Raw genomic sequence first — 19,769 nt, 5'->3', positions numbered from 1 at the left:
GACCCCTGTCAGGGTCATTCCGACCAAGTAAACACTTAACAAGACGCGACGTGTTGAACCATCGAGGGCCCGAGTGTTTTGTTTCATCGGACGATTGGAGCATGCGCCAATAGGTTCTGCAACAGTGTAGCGGAACAACGGTTTCTAGCCATCCACGGAGTTGTGCTGGGGCGATGTGGATGCGCTTTGTGCCTCCGAGATCCACTGATCAACTGGCGGAGTGACAGGCTTCATCTCACCAGTCCCAGGACTCGGTCTACTGCTTGATCATTGACCGCGTTGCGGAGGAGCAATCGCGATGATTCAGGCCTTGCAGCAGCCAGAGCGGTTTGCCGTCGAGCGCGATCAACCGCCGACAGGGCGGCGTCTCGCCCGATTTGAGCGCCAGCTCAAAAGGAGCCTTGCGGAGGATCCCCGCCGGCCATTCCAATCTGATCCGGTGAAAACGTATTGACTCGTTCGTGGGTCACAATAGCGATGGCGATGGTAAAACAGGTCATTTTTGATATCTTCCTGCTGACCCTGGAAAGTGCCACGGACATGCAAACTTATCTGGAAGTCGGGAACGAGCAGGTTTCATACAGCCAATTTAGGAAGAAGTGATCAGCTCCAATACATCGATCATAATCTTGAGCGTTAGAGAGAAATGCTTGTATGCCACGCTGTATGATCGAGCCAGATCGCGCGTCACTATCGCATCGACGAGCTCGATATGTTCTGTTCTGGCTTGGTCCAAATACGCAAGTGGGTAGGGTTCTGAGTTAAATCCAAGCGTCGCTTTAATACTCAACTGATTTACCAATGATTCCAGTTGCGGATTTCCCGCCATTTTGCTGATCTGTTGGTGCAACCTGCGATCCAGGACTCTGGCCTGCGCCAGATCGTCAGTAGCACAGAAATCGTTCAATATCTCTCGTAGTTCGTCTGATTGTTCTTGCCTATGTCGTTCAGCTGCCGTCCTGGCTTCCAACCCAGCGATCAGACAACGGAAATCGACAAATTCCGTCAATTGGGGCAACTCGTCAGTCAATAGTTTTCGAACGGAATCGGGAGCCGCAGTCTTCAAGTTGACTGCTTTTACAAATGTTCCGCCGCCGCGTCCGCGTTTCGACGTCAGCAGCCCTTTTTCCCGGACAAGTTCAAGGGCTCCTCGAACAGTGACGCGACTTACCTTTTGAAGGTCAGCCAGCTCCCTTTCCGATGGGAGTTGCTCACCAGGAGAATACGCCCCGATCACAATGGCTGTTATGATGCGGTCAGCCAGTTCACGTTTCGCCGTCACTGCCGCGGCCCTTAACTCCGGTCCTGCAGCGTGGCTCAAGAGATCGTCAAGACGCATTCATGCACTCGGTTCCGTTCTTGGTTGCGGCAATTCCTTCCGCAATGCCAGTGCGGTTATCGCAGTATTCATAAAAAATCCCAAGCCCAAGCACAGCTCGGGCTTGGGATAAGTCAATTTATCAGGAAACCTGTTCTACTCGCCCGAGATGACCAGACATTTTAAGAGATAGCGCAACGCAGACGCCTACAATCATCCAGATCGTTCCGGCGATCTGCGCGTGATAATCCGCATGCCAGAGCGCATATGACAAGATTGCTGTGCCAATCAAGGGGCTCAGCCAATGCAAGAATAGCTTCCTACTGCGGTCGATCAGCCCAAAACGGACAAGGACTGCTATATTCAGAAGTATATACGCCGTAAGGGCACCGAATGTTACAAGCGTGGTCAGAACACCCTGGTTCTCTGCACCAAAAATGCCAATCAGAAGTGAAAGAACGCTGATAAGCAAGGTCGCGTTGCGTGGAACATTATTCGAACTTACTGCGGCCAGAAAGGAGGGAAGCTGCCTGTCACGTGCCATGCTGAAGATCAGGCGTGACGAGGTCGCCATGGAAGCCAGAGAATTGGCAAAAATGGCGATCAATGCGGAGCTGAGCGTCACTAATATGCGAAGCCAGTCGCCGCCTATTTGTCCAGCGATATTATAGAACGCATTGTTCGTCTGATCACCCTCCGAAAAAATTGTGTTATCGGGCACATAAAGCGCGGCCAGATATACTTGGAGCATGAAGAGAAATGCCACGGCCACGAGCACGATCATTGTGGCTTTCGAGACTGTTTCACCACCGCCTCTGGCTTCTTCGTTAAGGGTGGAAATGGCGTCAAAACCGATAAAACTCAGAGCTGCGATCGGAATGGCGCCAAACACTATCTGCCATGAAAAACCCTCGCTATTGAAGAAGGGAGACAAAGACAGGGATATACGTCCATTGATGAGGTCAAGTCCCACTACAACAGCAAAGATCGTGAGCACCGCAAGTTGGATACCGAGAAAGACCTTATTCATGGTTGCAGTCAGCGAAATGCCTCCCAGATTAATCAGAGTCGCCAAGGCCACGAAGATTGCTACCCATATCCAAGCCGGAAATGCTGGCCAAAGCCCGGTCATTGCACTTGCTGCAAATACTGCCAAGAGCGCCGGAAGAAGAAGGTAATCGAGCAGTATGGCCCAGCCTGCGAGATAGCCGAAGTAACTGTTGATGCCAAAACGAACGTAAGAATACACTGATCCTGCCACAGGGTAGCGCTTTGCCATTTCCTTATAGCAGAGCGCGCTGAATACCATTGCCGTAGCTGCCACCAGATATACGAGTGCTGGCATTCCCATCGAAAAATTGTAGGTAATTCCAAAGACAGCGATGGGTGCCATTGGGACCATGTAAATGAGCCCGTAGACTACGATGTCCGTTAGCGACATCGAGCGTTGCAATTGCTGGCTATATCCCAGCGACTCCAGGCTATTTGCTTGGGTGGTTTGTGAGTTTTCCATATTCGTCAGACGCTCTTATTTGATGTCGTTCGTGCGTAAAAATTCGCCAACGACGCGGAAATATTCCTCGGGACATTCCAAGTGAGGTGTATGGCTCGCATTTGGAAACACATAGCTGGAAGCGTTTGGCATCCGCTCGACAAATGGTCGCCATGCTATTGGTCGAGCCTCGTCAAACTCCCCCGCAACAACAAGAGTTGGGGTGACAATCTGGTGTAGACGGTCGATGACGGTCCATTCCTTCAAAGAGCCGGTAATCGTAAACTCGCTCGGCCCGATCATCGTGTTATACACGGTGGGGTCGGCCGCCATACGCTCTATGCTATCCGTCAGATCTTGAGGGAACGGATCAAGCCGGCATAAGTGCTTGTGGTAGAAAAAATCGACAGCATCAACATATTCTTGGTGACTGGTCGTACCAGCAACTTCATGCTTTCGAATCTGCGTTTGGACATCTGTCGGAAGCTCCTCAATGAGCCGCGACGTGCCTTCGGTCCAAAGTGGCATGGAAGCCGGGGAGTTCGACAGCGTCATGCTGAGTACACCTTCAGGACATTGAAGCACGTATTCCGGCCCCAGCATTCCGCCCCAGGATTGCCCCAACAGATGGAAACCGTTCTCCAACCCATAGAAGTCTACGAGATTGGACAGTTCATCGACGAACAACTGCACGTTCCAGAAGGTCTTCGGTGCATCCGGCCGATGGCTGCTACGTCCACACCCAATTTGATCATAATGTATGACCTTTCTTCCGTCGTCGCAGAAAGCGATCATCGGTTTGCTATAGTCGTGAGGCATTCCCGGTCCGCCGTGCAGAATTACCAACGGTGGTAGATCGGGCCGGTAGTCTGTCGCCGGGACAGTAGACCGGGTCCATGTCGAATGGTCCCGAAATGGAACAATTGCCTCCTCCGAGCGATAACGCTCATCGCTTTTCATCATGTGTAGCTCCCCTGATTGTTCGGGAGCATATCAGCACACAAAAGGTATTATGTGAAGACCTTTTACCATTGGAAGCGCTGGAGCCATCGTCCGATGGCGAACCTCACGGCTCGGCGGCGGCGATGATCGATTCTGGCCTCGACGTGCCTCCCCACTGGATGACGACACTCGCGTCAATAGGCGGTGGCGAGTATGCCGAGCTTTGCGGGCACCTCCCTTCACCGCCGTCAGAATAAACGCTGCTCGTTCGAAGCTCTGTGTTCAAGAAAGTTTGACAAACTTTGCCAAACACCGTTAATCTGCACACAAATGGAGGCTTGAATGGCTACTATGAACGTGTCTCTACCGGCCCCGATGAAAGATTGGGTCGAAGCCCAAGCGAAAACCGGGAGATATTCCAATGCTAGTGACTATGTGCGGGATCTGATCCGCAGAGATCAAACGCGTAATGATAAGATCGTGGCCATGCAACGCTTCGTTGATGACGGTCTCGGAAGTGGTGTTGGCAGCCGATCGAAGGACGAGCTCTTCGCTGCGGCTGTCGCGCGAACGGAAACGGCGCGCGGCAGCAGATAATGCGCTTTAGCCTTTCGGTCGAAGCGGAAGAGGACATCATTGCCCTGACCGAGCAGGGTATCCGCATGTTCGGAACGCTACAGGCCAGGCGTTACCATGACGACTTGTTCGCAATACTGGAACTGATCGCCGTGAATCCGCGAATGGCTCGTGAGCGGGAAGAGATTACACCGCCAGTTAGAATCTATCCGTTCAAAGCCCATCTGATCGTTTACCGCATCGAAGTGGATGAAACCATTCTCGTGATCCGAATACGCCATGGACATGAAGACTGGGTCAGCGAACCTGCTTAGGATCGCCGATTAGACAAGCGCAATTGCAGACCAGAAACCGACACGGTCGCCGCCCTTGAGGGCGAGGATCGTTCGGGCTTCGGCCGGGCTTGCGACGTCAAAGCCGAACTCCTCTATCAGAGTTCGCACCTTGGTGACCTGCTGGGTATTGCTTTCGGCAAGCTTGCCCGGCCTGATCCATAGTGAATCTTCAAGATCGACGCGGACGTTGCCGCTATAGTCTTAATTATACGCGTGCTCCGTGTTCAATAAGCGAGCACCAAAGTAACGCGATGGTGTGGTCCCGAGGGCCTTCTTGAACATGACGATAAAGGCCGTCGTAGATTCATATCCTAAGTCGCCTGCTACTCGCTGGACCGTCGCACCGCCGGCCAGTTCCCGCAGCGCGATGACTAGATGGAGCTGACGTCGCCAACGGCCGAAGCTCAATCCTGTCTCCTGGACCATTAGTCTCTTCAACGATCGCTCACTGACGGCGACATGCTCAGCCCATTGGCCGAGGGTTCGGCGGTCGCTCGGGTCTGCCAGAAGAGCCGCAGCGATCAAGGCGATCTTCGGATGGTGAGATACGGGCAGCTCCAGCCCCTCCCGCGGCATCAGCGCAAGTTCATCGAGCATGACCCGCATGAGCCGATCGACATGAGCGTCGCGCGCATCACTTTCCGATAGTTCCGCTACCCGAAGTATCATCTCCCGAAGCATCGGTGATATCGAAAGCGTGCAGCATTCAGCCGGAAGCAGGGCCGCGCCGGGCTCGATAAACAGATATGTCACACGAGCATTGGACGTGACCTGATTGCTGTGAGGAACGCCGCCGGGTATCCAAACTCCGCAGTTGGGCGGAACGATCCAGACCCCACTTTCCACTCTGCAGGTAACCGCGCCATGTAGCGCCAAGATCAGTTGACCCTGCCGGTGTTGGTGCTGCGTTCCCTCGGGCTCATAGTCTGCGAAGTCCATCTTGATAGCCATCGCCGGCCCATGCGAGAGGCTCAGATCGATAGCGGTGCTGCAGGGAGCTGGCTTATTCCAAGGTTGGCCCGATTTCGAGATCATATGGCATTATCTCGACTTTCACTCGCGACTCAACCCCTTAGAGTCTTGGTTCATCAACTTTAGGAGATTAGCCATGCGTATCGCCGTGGTTGGCGCGACCGGCAGGATCGGTGCCAAACTTACCGAAAACCTCTTGGCCAAAGGCCATTCAGTCAAAGCTCTTTCGAGAGGAGGGCCCGCCCTCGATGCACTTGTTGCAAAAGGCGCAGAACCGTTCCTTGGCAGCTTCGACACAGGTGCTGGTGAGCTTAACACATTCTTCGAAGACGCTGACGCAGCGTTCTTAATGGTCAAAACCGTTTGGGGATCGGAGGACTTCCATGGGCACTACCCTACGGTAGCGCTCCGGTTTTTCGACGCACTTCGGGATTCCCCTGTAAAATTGGCCGTGAACCTGACCGGGATGGGATCCGAGGTCAGCGGAAATACCGGCCATTTCCAGGGTTTCCATATCCTGGATCAGATACTCAACCGACTACGCGACATCAAATTGGTGCACTTGCAGGGTGGCTGGTTCATGCAGGATCTGTCCGGATGGGTCGACTCGATCGCGCACCACGATAAGATCGGCTGGTCGCTTGACCCAAACGTCAAAGCTCCTTGGGTTGCCATTCAGGACATCGCGGATCTCGCGGCGAAGGAGTTCGACACGCCGACCGACCAGCACCGATCCGTAAAGCAATTGGGCATCGATTACACGATGACGGAGATCGCTGCGAGTATCAGCCGGGCACTCGGTAGAGAGGTGGACTATCGCTTCATCGATAGGGGCGATCGCGAGGTCGAGACGGTATTCCGGGAGAGGTTCGGAACCCTCGGGCGGTGGGTCTACGATAACGACACCTTGGCTGCTCTTAACGATGGGCGTGTAGCGTTCCGCGACGATCGCCCTGCGCTGCGTACGACAATGGAAGACTTCGTCAACGGCAGCCTCAGGCCGCTGATCGAGAAGGCGCGGGCGGATGGCGTCAAACCAGAGACCTTTCTATCGTGGAGCTCAAAAGGATAATTGCTGAGTTAGCGAAATCTACGCGAGAACCTCATAGGGCTGGCAGCCACAAGCAACCTAATGTCCGGGCCTGTCTCGAAGGCGACAGGCTTCGCCGAACAGGTCCTGCCACAGCTATTGGGGCTGGAACTGGCGATCCGTAGTGGCGGTAAAGCAAATCCAGCGTTCGACTTTGAATGACTTGAAAGCGGTCTATTCGGCAACTTCAAGCCACCGCTTTTCGTCATGAGGCGGAAAGGAAATATTGTGCGTAAATCCGCACAAGGCCCAGCACCTTGCGCGGTTATACACACACATTAAGATGCAGGCGAAAAACTTGTTTGCACAAATCCGTTTATTGCCAAGCATTTATAGGTGTTTTGTGCAACTGGCACGACATTTGCTTTTAAAGGGTCGAGAGGTGGGAGGTGCAGTTCTGCTTGCCTCTTGGAGGAGACGCCATAAGTACTGTGAAATTACTGCATCCGAGGTTGGCCAACCATAGGTGCGGGAACGCTCTATGTTGCCAACGGTACATCTACCCACGGACTCTCGTGGGGAGAGGGCTCATGTCGTCTGTTAGTGATAGTTAAAACATTGATTACTCTCATTTTGGTATGAACAGTGGAGGAACTTTTCAATGCCCTTGCCGTCAGTGAAATCCGAAAAAGCCGTTGTCAATAAAGCGCCCCAGCCCGATTTTTCCAACAAATGGGCTACAATAATTGCTGCAACAAAAAACTCTCCGGACGAGAATGTTCGCAAGCAAGCTGAGGCTCTGGGTATCGAATGGAACCGTCCGAAGGGCGATAACCGTTCGGCCAAATACATCATAGAACATTCGCCGATGTTGAAGGACCTGATCGGTCAAGAAGACCGCAAGGGCCGTCCTGACGTAAAGGACATGAGGGACGGTCTGAAGAAGCTTGTCGGCGACTACGAGAAGGATGCCGATGCGGCGTTCAGGGCTGATCAGGTGCTCGAACATATCGAGAAGTTCGACAGTGATGGGAAGCTTATTACCGATACAAATGTCGGCAACGGCGCGCTCGACGGAATCACGGGGTCGGGTGAGGTCAGGCATGGCACGGAAGCGGGCCGGCTAAAAGATCTGGGCAAGTACGGTTTTGAGCACCTCAAGGGCAATCTGGTAAAGTCGAACACCATGTGGGGAGATCCGAAAGCTCGTGAAGATGCGGCGCGGCTGGGGATCAACTGGGTTACTCCCGAGGGCGATAACCGCTCGGCCGAAGACATTATCAATGACAATCTTCTTCTCAAGAACCTCGGCAATCAGAGCGGCGTGAAGGACAAGCTCAAAGATCGTGTTGGAGACTTCGAACATGATCGCGATGCTGCCTATCGCGCGGTGCAGGTGCTCGAGCACATCGAACAGTTCGATGAAAAGGGCAAGAAACTGGACGGCGGCGATGTCGGCAACAATGAGATCAATGGCTTTACCAATAGCGGTGAGGCCTATGCCGGGACGGAAGCCGGGCGCCTGCAGGATTTCGGCAAATACGGTTTCGAGCACCTGAAGGGCAAGCTGCCGGAAAAGCTCAATCCTGCAGATAACAAGGAAGCGCGCAAGGAAGCCGAAGCGCACGGAATCAAGTGGCAGCGTCCGAAGGGCGATGACCGGTCTGCCAAAGAGATCATCGACGACAATCGCCTGCTAAAGAACCTTGAGAACCATGGCGATGCGAGGGACATGCTGAAAGAGCGTGTCGGCGATTTCGACAGGGATGCGGATGCTGCCTTCCGCGCGGTGCAGGTGCTCAAGCATATCGAGAAGTTCGACGGCGAGGGCAGGGTTCAGGACGGCGACGAGGTCGGCAATAACAAGATTGACGGCTATACAAGCAGCAATGAGGCCAAGCACGGGACCGAAGCCGGGCGTTTGCAGGATTTCGGCAAATACGGGTTCAAGAACCTGAACGGCAATCTGGAGGATATACCTGCCAGGGACAAGCCGGAATCGCCCACATCGGATGGCGGCGAGACCTCGGACGGGGGTGGTTCGCAACCCATCGAGAACGAGGAGAAGGCGCGCAAGCAGGCCGAGGCGCTGGGCATCGAATGGAAGCGTCCGAAGGATGACAAGCGTTCGGCCGAATCGATCATTGATTCCGACCCGATGCTGAAGGGTCTGGTCGATCTTGAGGACGGCGGCAAGGGTCGTCCTGATATCAAGGATATGAAGGAGAACCTGAAGAAACGTGTTGGCGATTACGAGAAGGATGCCGATGCGGCCTACAGGGCCGTACAGGTTCTCAAGCATATCGAGAAATTCGACGAGGAAGGCAAGATCGCCAAGGGCAAGGATGTCGGTAACGGCAAGATCGACGGGATCACGGATTCGGATGAGGTCCGCCACGGGACGGAAGCCGGGCGCCTGAAAGACTTTGGCAAATATGGTTTCGAGCATCTGAAGGGCAAGTTCCCTGATCGGTCGGATGCGGGCAAGGACGAGGAGGCGCGCAAGCAAGCGGAGGCTCTGGGCATCAAGTGGGAATTGCCCGACTACGACAAGCGCGATGCCAGGGAGATCATCGACGATAGCCGGCTTTTGAAGGATCTGGGCAATCAGAGCGGCGTGAAGGACATGCTGAAGGATCGTGTCGGGGACTATGAGAGCGATCGGAACGCCGCCTATCGCGCGGTGCAGGTGCTGGAGCGTATCGAGAACTATGATGCGGACGGCAAGCGGCAAACGGGCGACAATGTCGACAATGGCAAGATCGACGGGTTCACCGATAGCGCCGAAGCCGAACCCGGGACGGAAGCCGGACGGCTTCAGGATTTCGGCAAATATGGCTTCTCCAGCCTTGCGGGCGTCGGCGGCACCTATGAGGACTATCTGAAGAAGAACAAGGATGCCGATGACGCATCCAAGATCATTGCCAAGCACGGTTCGATCCTGCACGAGAATTTCGATGCCATCAGGGACGCGACCGGTGCGCAGGGGGATACACTTACCCTCAAGGACCTGCAGAAGTTCAAGGATGAGAATCCAAAATTCATGAGCGATGATCTGAGGAAGTCGCTCGACTTCTGGACGAAACCTGGCAGTTTCGACATTCTTGAAACGAGCCATGACAAGCTGCGCAATGGCTCGGACGGCAAGCTTTCGAAGACTGACATCTCGGATTGGATAAATAATGACGCGCCCAAGGATGCCAAGGGAGCGATCGGGTTTGCCGTGCGCGCGGCGGATGGCAATGCGGTTTCGGGCGTACAGGTCGAGAAATTCGACGACGAGATATTCAAGAACCCCGAAAAGTATAGCGCCAAGGAGAAGGCTGCGGTCGTGCGCGACCTGCAGAACGCCTATGATCTGGTCGGGATGGGCGAGCAGGCCGGGATGTGGAAGGAAGACCACATCATCAAGAAGCTCAAGGACCGGGCAGGTGTCGGCGACGACCCGGAACTGGTCATGAAGGAGATCGATGCCCGTATCGCCACGCTCACCAAGGACCCTGAAGTCGAGAAATTCCTCAACGAGACGGGCAAGAGCGCCCTTTCGGATTTCCTCGACAGCGACAAGGATTTGAAGAAGGCGCTGACCGAAAATTACGACAAGGACATCAAGACCGGCGCATTGCTGGACAAGCAGTGGAAAACGAAAACCGAGGATGGAAAATCGATCAGTCCGACAGAGAACCTTGCCAGCTTCCTCCAGACCGGCAGGATGTATCAGGCGGCGCTGGGGCTCGACGATACCAAGGCGTTGCAGGGGGCGGTTAAAAACTCCAAGCACAATGGCGAGTTGCAGGACTATTACGAGAAAACGATGGTTTCCGGCGATCGTCTCAAGGAACTGCTGAAGGATCACTCCCCCGAAGAGGCAATCGGCAGTTTCAGTCTGGAGGCAGCAGTTTACAATGCTGGGCTGGATCCGGCATTCACCGGCAAGTTCGATAAGAAACTGAACGAGAATTTCACTTCCATTGCCGAGAAGGGTACCTTGGAGGCTGGCTCTTTCGACGATCTGAAGAAAGCCTTCGGCGTTGATGGCGGCGACAAGCTCGATGACGACAAGGTCGAAAAGATCCTCGAGGGGATCGAGGAGACGAATCCGGAGCTGCTCGTCAATGCGGACGGTACAAAGGCAAAGCCGGACCAGATTCTGACCGCCTTCCGCGGCCAATGGGAATTGTTGCGGCAGGGTATAAAAGGGGCGGGTGCCTATGGCCTTGTGGACGCCAATAATTCTGCCAAGCGACTCTTTGACAAAGGTGTCCAGCATGGCGTGAGCGGGCTGCTTCTGGCTGGCATCACCATAGCCAAGGGGGCCGGTTCGGGCGGTGAGCTGACGGACCGCAACAAGGTCGATATAGCCATCGGCTCGGTCCAGACGGCATCGCTCCTGGCCGAAGGCGGAGTGAAGGGTTACCGCGACTATATGAAGAAAGCCGGGATCAAGGTGAGCGACGATCCGAAGAACTTCAATGAATTTCTGCAGAAGAATGCAAGCAGGTTTGAATTCGGGTTTAGAGGTCTTGGCGGCGGGCTGGCTGCGCTTGCCCTCGGTGCCTACAGCATCTTTGACGGCGTCAAGGCGATCCGCAACGGCGATACGGGATATGGCGGCGTCAATATTGCGGCCGGCACGCTCGGTATGCTCGGCGCCAGCGCCGTGACGGTAGAAGGCGGGCTGGGCGTGCTCGGCCTGACGGTTCCGCGTCTGATAAGCGGACTCGGTGCCGGATTTGGCATCGCAGGCGGTGTCTTGAGCCTGGCCTCCGTGTTCATTTTTGCGGCTATCAACGAGAGCCAGGCTTCATCGCTGCAAAACGACTATGGAGACCTTCTCGGCGATTATCTGGAGAAGTACAAGATCGACGGCATTGCCGATGAGGCATCTTCGGCCTGATCGACTCCATCGAAGCTGACCAATGCGGCGAAGGATCGGACCCGTCGCATTGGTCTCGGCAAATCATCATCATCAAGCCTTCACGCGCATGACTCATTGCACCGGGATGGACGCAAGTCCCGTTGTGCCGAGGAAGGCTCGTCTCGGGATAGCTCTGAAGAGCGCCATCACATTGGCTCTGGGAGGCTTGGTTTAGCCAAGAGCGACGGATTCGAGGAGGGAGAATGGCGGACGGAAAGGATAAATGGATTCAGAGGCTGAAAGCGGAAATTCCGGCCTACGAGGCCTATGCGGAGGCCCTGGAGACCGGAAGGGAAAAGGCGGGATCGGTGAAATGCGACGGAACGCCCATAGATAATTCAAAGCAGTGGGCAGCCCACTATCGGCGTGTGGTCGATGATTATAAGGCGCTGATTGCTCGCTACGAAGCCCGATAGCAAGCTGTGGGGGTCGCTTACGTCGGACCAGCCGGCACACGGGAGCTTCCGCACTCGGGTTCAAGCGAATGCGGCAGCCCCCGGCGCGGACCTCGGCCGGAAGGATTCAGGACAAATGGTGCACCTTCTGCAGATCGTAGACTGGTGTCGGAATACCCTCCTTGCGCGCCTTTAGCTGCAGCGAGAGATATTGCGAATAATGACGCGACTGGTGCAGATTGCCGCCGTGGAACCAAAGGGCCTCCTGCTGCGTCGGTTTCCACATGTTACGCTGCTCGCCTTCCCACGGTCCGGGGTCCTTGGTCGTGGCGGAACCCAGGCCCCAGCACTTGCCCACCTTGTCGGCGACGTCCTGGGAGATAAGATCGGCGGCCCAGCCGTTCATCGAGCCATAGCCGGTAGCGTAGACGATCAGGTCCGCCTGTAGTTCGCGGCCGTCTTCGAACAAGATCGAGTCTTCCGTCAGCTCGAGGATGCCCACACCGCTTACCAGCTTGATCTTGCCGTCTGCCACGAGGTCGCTCGCGCCGACGTCGATGTAGTAGCCCGAACCACGCCGGAGATACTTCATGAAGAGACCGGAATCATCATCGCCGAAATCCAGCATGAAGCCGCTCTTTTCCAGGCGCTTGTAGAAGTCGGCGTCCTTCTCCCGGATGGCATTGTAGATCGGAATCTGGAACTCGTGCATGATGCGATAGGGTAGTGAAGCGAAGATGAGATCGGCCTTCCGGGTTGTCATGCCAGAGGCGACGGCACGCTCGGAATAGAGATCGCCCAAGCCGATTTCCATCAGCGAGTCCGATTTTACAATGTGGGTCGATGAACGCTGCACCATGGTGACGTCCGCGCCAGCCTCCCAGAGCGCTGCGCAAATATCGTGGGCGGAGTTGTTGGAGCCGACGACTACCACCTTTTTGTTGCTGTAGGCATCCGGACCTGGGTGCTGCGACGAATGGTGCTGCTCGCCCTTGAAGACATCCTGTCCCTTGAACTTTGGAATATTCGCCTTGCCGGACATGCCAGTCGCCAGCACAAGTTGTTTCGGCCTGAGCACGATTTCCTTGCCATCGCGCTCGACGGTAACAGTCCACTCCTTGGTGTTCTCATCGTACTGGGCCGATGTGCACGTCGTGGAGCTCCAGTAATTCAGCTCCATGACCTTGGTATACATTTCGAGCCAATCGCCGACCTTATCCTTCGGTGCGAAGACCGGCCAGTTTTCCGGGAACGGGATGTAGGGCAGGTGATCGTACCAGACGGGATCGTGCAGGCAGAGCGACTTGTAGCGTTTGCGCCAGCTGTCGCCCGGCCGCTCGTTCTTTTCTACGATGATCGTCGGCACGCCAAGCTGACGTAGCCTCGCACCAAGCGCGATGCCGCCCTGGCCGCCGCCGATGATGACGACGTATGGCTGCGTCGTTATGCCAAGCTCGGCTGCCTCCCGTTCCCGCTTTTCCTTCCAGGTCTTGCGGCTGGGATCGCTGCCGTGCTCGGCGCCCATCGGACGTCTGGTTCCCTTAGGCTCCTCATGACCTTTCAGTTCGGACATGGTCGTCAACAACGTCCATATGAGCCCGTGCTTCAGTCTGATGTGGCCATAGCCACGCGCCACATCAGTCTCAAATTCGAACCAGCCTTCGGTGATTTCGCCACTTTCGCTGGCCGGATTGGCCGGATCCTGGTGAAAATGGTTGGGCTTGATAGCGGCCAGCTGCTTGGCCAGCATGTCGCGCACATGATCGGGACCTTCCATCGTGCGAATATTCCAGGTGAACGTCACCAGGTCGCGCCAGTAGCAATCGGCCTGGAACAGGCTTGCGGCCGCATCGATGTCGCCGTCCGTCAGGGCTTTCTCCAATTTGCCAAGAACGGCATCGATCTTTGTACGTGGATCAATTTCCAGCATATTGTCTCCTCCTTGAAACTCATTTCTTGTCGCGTGACGATTATCTGTCCTTCACGCAGACCATCGCGTCAGGACCGAGCTGTCGCATTTTCGGGGCCACGACCATCGACTGCCCCTCAAGATTGAATGACATTGTTTTCCTCCCGAGTTTGGCATTCACGTGAATGCACACCGATGAGGTAAGCAAAAGCTGTGCCAATTGGAAAAGAGAGGAAAAAGCAGGCGCTTCAGGCGTTAGACGGCAGGTAAGTGTTGCATCGATTGCGGTACGTGCAACACCTGTTGCAACGCTGGTGCACCAGCAAACGACGTGACCTGCTCAGTGCACGCGCGGGCTCAGTACATGTCGTTTGATCTGACGATGCACCGTGGACCTGTCGACGCCCAGCCTGCGGGCCGCCTCCGAAACATTCCAATCGCAGGCGATGAGCATCGCCTCCAGTGCAGACTTCTGCAAGCCAGGCGCGGCCGGGCGCTTCTGGTCCGCCACGCTGAGCATTGCTTCCGGCAAATCCGCAAGAGTGATGATGCCGGTCTGACAAAGCGCGGCGCCAACTGAAACGACATTGTCCAGTTCGCGGATGTTGCCCGGCCATGCGTAGGCCTTAAGTACGTCCAGCGCATCGGGTGCGACCGTCAGCACGTTCTCGCCCACGCTGTATTTCTGCAAGATTGCATCCAGCAACCATTCAAAGTCGGATCGCTCCCGCAAGGAAGGCAAGGTTAGGGTTGCCACATTCAACCGATAGAACAGGTCCTCCCGGAAGAGCCCGTCCTTGACGAGCGTACCGAGCAGCCGATGCGAGGCGGCGACAACGCGAATATTGACCGGTTTCGGGCGCATCGCGCCGATAGGCAGCAATTCCCTCTCCGCAAGCACGCGCAACAGGCGGCTCTGGAGATGGATGGGCATGTCGCCGATCTCGTCGAGAAACAACGTGCCGCCATCGGCTTCCTCGATCAATCCCTTTCGGCCCTTGGGGTTGGCGCCGGTGAAAGCGCCGGGAACGTGGCCGAACAATTCGCCCTCGATCAGTTGTTCCGGGATCGCCGCGCAATTGATCGCCACGAAGCGTCCTTTGACGCCGCTGCTGTCGTGAATGGCGCGTGCCAAATATTCTTTGCCCGTTCCGGTTTCTCCCTGAATCAGGATGCTGAGCGGCGTTGTGGCGAGTTTGGCGGCTTTGGCCTGAAGCATTGCGAGACGTGGATCGCCTCCGCCGAGACTGCGCAGGGAGCGAGGAATGCTTTCGCGAACGCTTGCAGGCGCGCGCGCCGTGGCGTTTGGCTCGATTGCATGGGCGAAGAGGGCGTTACCATCACGGGCAAAGACAAGACGATCCTGAGGACGGCGCTGGCGCATCAGATCAGGCAGATCGTCGATCTCCATATCGAAAAAACGCGAGATCGGTTGTCCGATCAGGTCGTCAGGCCGGCGCCAGTCGAGACTCACCGAACGCGCGAGAATCTTGGCGCCGCCATTGGTCATGCCGATAATTCGCCCGGAACCGTCGATGGAGATGGCTGCCTCCGGGTCAACGTCCAGGAATTCAGGTGATCGGGCAAAGCGCAGAACCCATTCCTGTCTGGCCTGCGCCATGAGATTGGCCATCTCTATGCGCCGCACCGTAGCCGTAACCAGATGCAGGGCGAGATTCTGACTCGCCTTCTTGATGGGAGAACTCAGTAGGGAGATGTCCAGCACTGCGGAAAGCCTGCCACGGACATTGTAAATCGGCGCGGCGGTGCAGGAAAGCGGGGTATGCGTGTTGTCGAAATGATCGGTCTGATGGATGCTCAGTGCTTCGCCGGTCTCAATACAGGCACCGACGGCGCAGGTGCCCGCGCGGGATTCCGCCCATTGAGAGCCAAGATAGAGCCCGGCCTTGCGCAAATTATTGTCGAACAGTGGATCACCGAGGAAATCGACTGTCACACCTTGGCGATCCGAGAGCAGCAGCACATAGTTTTGACCCGCGACCTGCCGAAACAGATTCTCGAGTCCGGACCGTGCTATCGAGATCAGTTCTTCCGACTGTTGACGATGTTCACGTAACTCGGTATCCGGCACAATATAGGCTTCGCAAGACTGCGCGGGATCGAGCCGATGTTCATTGATACAGCGCAGCCAGCTTTGCACGACATTGTCATCACGACCGGTCGCTGCGCCGAGACCGACGCTTTCGATTTCGCGAATATGCTCAGAATGAGGAACCATCGGACAATTCGGCGCGCCTCCCGACACGCCGCCCTTCCTGTTCTTTCACGTTAGGGTCAGTGTGCATGAGTTAAATCGAATGTAAACAATCAACTCGATGACGTCGATGGGGATGGTTTCGTGCCGAAGGTCAGGGTGTTGCGCCGTGGTTGTGATCCCGGCTGTTACGAACTGTGCCTGATGATGAAAGATTTTCACCAGGCGGTCCGGCAGTTGACGCGTCGTATCCGGCAATGCTTGCTCGGTCCTGCGAACGCGGAGGCGTCGCGCCATCCAGCATGCACAAGAGGAGCCCTGCGTCATGAAAGCTATCAATAACGTTGCCATTGTCGGCGCGGGTCTGGTGGGGCAGGGCTGGGCGATCGTCTTTGCACGGGCAGGCATGCAGGTCTCGATTTATGACGAACGCCAGAATGCCAAGGCAGGCATCTTCTCCCAGGTCGAAAACGTGTTGGCCGATCTGGTAGAGGCGGGGCTCTGCGATGATGCCGGGACAATCCTTTCACGCATCCGCTTTGCGGCGGACCTCAAGGACGCCGTGGCCGGATGCGACTACGTGCAGGAATCCGTCTTCGAGCGGATCGACGTCAAGCGCGAAGTGAGCCGCGCCATCGATGCGTTCCTGCCGGCACATGCCGTTGTCGGAAGTTCCACTTCCGGTTTCCCGGGATCCGCCTTCTACGAGGATTGCAGGAATCGGAAACGCATGATGGTCGTGCATCCGGTTAACCCGCCGCATCTCGTGCCGCTGGTGGAGATCGTTCCTACACCTTGGACCGCGCCGGAGGAGGCAGCCCGTATACGGCAGTTGATGGGAGATATCGGCCAGTCGGCCGTATCGCTGAGCCGCGAAATTCCGGGCTTCGTTCTCAACCGCCTGCAGGGTGCGTTGCTCGACGAGGCTTTCGCGCTCTATGCGGAAGGCTATGCGACGGCGGAGGATATCGACCGGACGGTGCGCGACGGGCTTGGTTTGCGCTGGGCCTTCATGGGGCCGTTCGAGACGATTGATCTCAACGCGCCGAAAGGGCTGGCCGATTACGCGGTACGGCTGGGGCCGATGTATTCCGGCTTTGCCGGGCAGAGGAATGCCAATCGCAATTGGGTGCCTGAAGCCATAGCAGGGGCGGATGCGGAGCGTCGCGAGGTGCTCCCGTCCGAACAGCTCGATGCGCGCCGCTCATGGCGCGACAAAATGCTGATGCGCATCATCAAGGCGAAACGTTAGAGGGCCGAGCGTTGGAGGGTATGGCGGGGGCGCCGGCTCAGGCCGGCTATCCCGCGGCCGTCGAGCATAAGAGTGGGCCATCGCATCGTCGGCACACGGTGGTTGCTTTGCCCTGCTCCAGATAACAGATCGCCACACGTCTCTTTCGATGAGAAAGGTAATGTGCTAGCGATGGCGCATGCAAGTTTTCATCATTCTTTGAAAAGATTTCACGGAGACAGGATTGAAGCCGACAGCCAAGCAGGTGGCGCATGAGGCAGATGTCTCGATTTCCGCGGTATCGCGGGCGTTCTCGCCCGGATCGTCGATCGACCCCGCGAAGAGGCAGCGAATCCTCCAGGTAGCGGCACAGCTCGGTTATACCAGCCCGGCGCGGCGCACAGCCGAGATTATTTCCGCTGGCACGGTAACATTGGTGGCTGGCGATCTTGCCAATCCGTTCTATCCACTTGTACTCGACACACTGGCGAAAGCGCTGCAGGCGGTGGGCCGGCAGTTGCTCGTCTATACGATTGCGCCTGGCACGGATATGGATCAGTTGACGCCGCAGATCTTGGCAGCACGACCTAACGCACTCGTCGTAACGTCGGCGAGGTTGACATCCGACATGGCACGGGCCTGCCGACAGCATGGCATCCGTGTAGTGCTGCTCAACCGGATACAGAGCGATGTGCGCGTTAATGCCGTTGCCTGCGATAACCATGCGGGTGGGCGCGATGCTGCTACTTTTCTGATGGCGCGCGGGCGTCGGCGGATTGGCTTTATCGGCGGTATCGTGGATACCTCGACGCATCGTGATCGCGCGGCGGGGTTTCGTGAGGCGCTACAGGCAGGCGGACAGTCGCTGTTCGCGGAGGCTGCCGGTGGCTATTCCTATCGCGGCGGCTATGTCGCGGCGCAGGCGATGCTGACGCAGAAAACGCGGCCCGACGCAGTGTTCTGCTGCAATGACATCATGGCACTTGCCGCCATTGATGCAGCGCGAGAATTGGGACTTTCGACGCCGGACGATCTCTCTGTCATTGGCTTCGACGATATCCCGATGGCGAAATGGACGTCCTATCGCCTGACCACAATCCGCCAGCCGATTACCCGCATGATCAATGAAGTGGTCAACCTGATCGAGGCCGGCGCTGCAGTCCCGATCGACGATACGGCGACCAGCATTCTGCCTGGCAAGCTGATGGTGCGCGGCAGCGCTTGAAAGTTGCAGGCGTACTCCCAGGCAGACGTAAATTTCGTGACAGATGAAAAAAATCTTGACTAGCGCGGCAAATTTGACATGTTTCATGCACACGTTTGCGCACTTGGCAACGAGCAGGCAGGAGGGCCTGTTCGTTTTATCCAGTCGTGAAACAGAATGGGAGGAGCACCATGAAATTGAGAACGCTGGCCATCGTTTGCGCGGCCGTTCTTGCTACCGCAGGCCAGGGATTTTCTGCCGAACGCGCTCTGCGAGTCGCGACGAGCGTTCCCCACAATCACTATCTCACCAAGGTCGTCAAAGAATTTGCCGCGAATGTAACGAAGCGGACGAATGGCGAAATCGTGTTCGAATTCTATGATTCCGGATCGCTCGTCAGCGATCAGCACATGGACGAGGCGGTAGCGAATGGCACGATCGACATCGGGATCGCGTCGGCATCCATTCTCGCCGGCACTGTCCCGGCGCTGAATGTCTTTGCCGTTCCTTTCTATTTCGATACCCGCGAGAAACTTGACCGTGCCGTCCTGCCCGGCACGCCGATCCGCACCATGCTGGATAAAAGGATCAACGAGACGGGGTCTCATGCCCTTTTCTGGATCCCTTACGGCTTCATCACGATGATTACAGCGGGCAAGGAAGTTCATCTGCCCGCCGATATGAACGGGCTCAAGATCAGGACATTCGGCACGACCGTCAGCGAGTTTGTCGAAGCGCTCGACGCAGCACCGGTGGTTACCAGCGGCAGCGAGCAGTTTCTGGCGCTCCAGCGCGGTATCGTCGATGGCGGGTTGACTGGCTGGCCGTCGGTCGAGGAGCGGCGCCTCTACGAAGTTTCCAAATATGTGATCGCCACGGACCACATGTACGAGACGCATTTCGCCCTGATGAGCGAGAAGGCGCTCGACGCGATGCCGGGCGAGCTTCGGGCCATCTTTCGAGAAGAAGCCGCCAAGCTTGAGGCCGTTTTGATGGACCGCATCTTCGACGCCACGAAGCACACGCGTGACGTTCTCTCCAACAAGATGGAGATCATCGATCTCACGCCCGAAGAGATCGGCCAGTGGAAGCAGAAGACGGCGCCCGTCGCCAAAGCCTTCTACGAAAACGGAAATGAGCTTGCCCGTTCCGTGTTCGAAGAAGCGCAGAAACTGCAATAAGCGGCTTGGTGCTCCTCACGCTGCCGTAAGGCCAAAGGACCGGTCAACACT

14 protein-coding genes and 1 pseudogene are annotated in these 19,769 nt (G+C 56.3%); 8 read left to right on the top strand and 7 right to left on the bottom strand.

Translation table 11 applies throughout. The features are described 5' to 3' along the window. Window positions 1-589 precede the first annotated feature (589 nt). From OSJ75_RS09195 to OSJ75_RS09185, 3 genes are all read right to left on the bottom strand, one after another. The gene (locus tag OSJ75_RS09195) at window positions 590-1,339 is read right to left on the bottom strand and encodes a FadR/GntR family transcriptional regulator (RefSeq protein WP_267227682.1); all 750 of its coding nucleotides are present in this window, start codon (window positions 1,337-1,339) and stop codon (window positions 590-592) included. Window positions 1,340-1,460: 121 nt separating this feature from the next. Beyond that, on the bottom strand, window positions 1,461-2,831 hold the full coding sequence (locus OSJ75_RS09190) for an APC family permease (RefSeq protein WP_250015686.1): 1,371 nt from the start codon (window positions 2,829-2,831) through the stop codon (window positions 1,461-1,463). Between the two features lie 15 nt (window positions 2,832-2,846). Next, a complete protein-coding gene (locus OSJ75_RS09185) occupies window positions 2,847-3,773 on the bottom strand; it encodes a proline iminopeptidase-family hydrolase (RefSeq protein WP_267227681.1) in 927 nt (308 codons plus the stop codon). Window positions 3,774-4,094: 321 nt separating this feature from the next. On the opposite strand from OSJ75_RS09185, the gene OSJ75_RS09180 reads away from it, so the two are divergent. Both OSJ75_RS09180 and OSJ75_RS09175 read left to right on the top strand, forming a co-directional pair. After that, entirely contained in the window at window positions 4,095-4,349 is a 255-nt protein-coding gene (locus OSJ75_RS09180; RefSeq protein WP_267227680.1) for a type II toxin-antitoxin system ParD family antitoxin, read from the top strand. Next, window positions 4,349-4,642: a type II toxin-antitoxin system RelE/ParE family toxin gene (locus OSJ75_RS09175; RefSeq protein WP_267227679.1), complete on the top strand. Its 294-nt coding sequence runs from the start codon at window positions 4,349-4,351 to the stop codon at window positions 4,640-4,642. Before OSJ75_RS09180 ends, OSJ75_RS09175 begins: the two co-directional genes overlap by 1 nt. Before the next feature lie 9 nt (window positions 4,643-4,651). On the opposite strand, the pseudogene OSJ75_RS09170 reads toward OSJ75_RS09175, so the two are convergent. Both OSJ75_RS09170 and OSJ75_RS09165 read right to left on the bottom strand, forming a co-directional pair. Further along, window positions 4,652-4,855 (bottom strand): annotated as a pseudogene (locus OSJ75_RS09170) (3-keto-5-aminohexanoate cleavage protein); the annotation flags it as partial. Window positions 4,856-4,864: 9 nt separating this feature from the next. Continuing rightward, on the bottom strand, window positions 4,865-5,698 hold the full coding sequence (locus tag OSJ75_RS09165) for a helix-turn-helix transcriptional regulator (protein ID WP_323748352.1): 834 nt from the start codon (window positions 5,696-5,698) through the stop codon (window positions 4,865-4,867). A gap of 73 nt (window positions 5,699-5,771) precedes the next feature. Here OSJ75_RS09165 and OSJ75_RS09160 point away from each other — a divergent pair, with 73 nt between their 5' ends. The 3 genes from OSJ75_RS09160 (at window position 5,772) to OSJ75_RS09150 (ending at window position 11,999) form a co-directional block, all read left to right on the top strand. Next, window positions 5,772-6,707: an NmrA family NAD(P)-binding protein gene (locus OSJ75_RS09160; protein WP_267227677.1), complete on the top strand. Its 936-nt coding sequence runs from the start codon at window positions 5,772-5,774 to the stop codon at window positions 6,705-6,707. 826 nt (window positions 6,708-7,533) lie between these two features. After that, window positions 7,534-11,562: a type III effector HrpK domain-containing protein gene (locus tag OSJ75_RS09155; protein ID WP_267227676.1), complete on the top strand. Its 4,029-nt coding sequence runs from the start codon at window positions 7,534-7,536 to the stop codon at window positions 11,560-11,562. 224 nt (window positions 11,563-11,786) lie between these two features. Continuing rightward, window positions 11,787-11,999 (top strand): hypothetical protein, encoded by a 213-nt coding sequence (locus OSJ75_RS09150; protein WP_250015701.1) that lies wholly within the window; start codon window positions 11,787-11,789, stop codon window positions 11,997-11,999. Between the two features lie 106 nt (window positions 12,000-12,105). Here OSJ75_RS09150 and OSJ75_RS09145 read toward each other — a convergent pair whose 3' ends face one another. Next, complete coding sequence (locus OSJ75_RS09145; RefSeq protein ID WP_267227675.1) at window positions 12,106-13,908, bottom strand: NAD(P)/FAD-dependent oxidoreductase; 1,803 nt, start codon at window positions 13,906-13,908, stop codon at window positions 12,106-12,108. A 319-nt stretch (window positions 13,909-14,227) separates the two neighbouring features. Further along, window positions 14,228-16,126, bottom strand: coding sequence for a sigma-54-dependent Fis family transcriptional regulator (locus tag OSJ75_RS09140; protein ID WP_250016044.1), 1,899 nt, complete (start codon window positions 16,124-16,126; stop codon window positions 14,228-14,230). A gap of 301 nt (window positions 16,127-16,427) precedes the next feature. On the opposite strand from OSJ75_RS09140, the gene OSJ75_RS09135 reads away from it, so the two are divergent. The 3 genes from OSJ75_RS09135 to OSJ75_RS09125 all read left to right on the top strand — a co-directional run bounded on the left by OSJ75_RS09135 (window position 16,428) and on the right by OSJ75_RS09125 (window position 19,718). Then, window positions 16,428-17,354 carry a 3-hydroxyacyl-CoA dehydrogenase gene (locus OSJ75_RS09135; protein ID WP_267227674.1) on the top strand — a complete coding sequence of 309 codons (927 nt, stop codon included), beginning with the start codon at window positions 16,428-16,430 and terminating at the stop codon, window positions 17,352-17,354. A 223-nt stretch (window positions 17,355-17,577) separates the two neighbouring features. Next, the gene (locus OSJ75_RS09130) at window positions 17,578-18,558 is read left to right on the top strand and encodes a substrate-binding domain-containing protein (protein ID WP_267227673.1); all 981 of its coding nucleotides are present in this window, start codon (window positions 17,578-17,580) and stop codon (window positions 18,556-18,558) included. Between the two features lie 170 nt (window positions 18,559-18,728). Beyond that, window positions 18,729-19,718, top strand: a complete 990-nt coding sequence (locus OSJ75_RS09125; RefSeq protein ID WP_267227671.1) for a TRAP transporter substrate-binding protein — start codon at window positions 18,729-18,731, stop codon at window positions 19,716-19,718. The last annotated feature ends 51 nt before the right edge of the window (window positions 19,719-19,769 follow it).

Source organism: Phyllobacterium sp. 0TCS1.6A (genome assembly GCF_026420825.1).
GTDB lineage: Bacteria > Pseudomonadota > Alphaproteobacteria > Rhizobiales > Rhizobiaceae > Phyllobacterium.
Note: the sequence above shows the minus strand (reverse complement) of the source record. Positions and strands in the feature narration are given on the sequence as shown.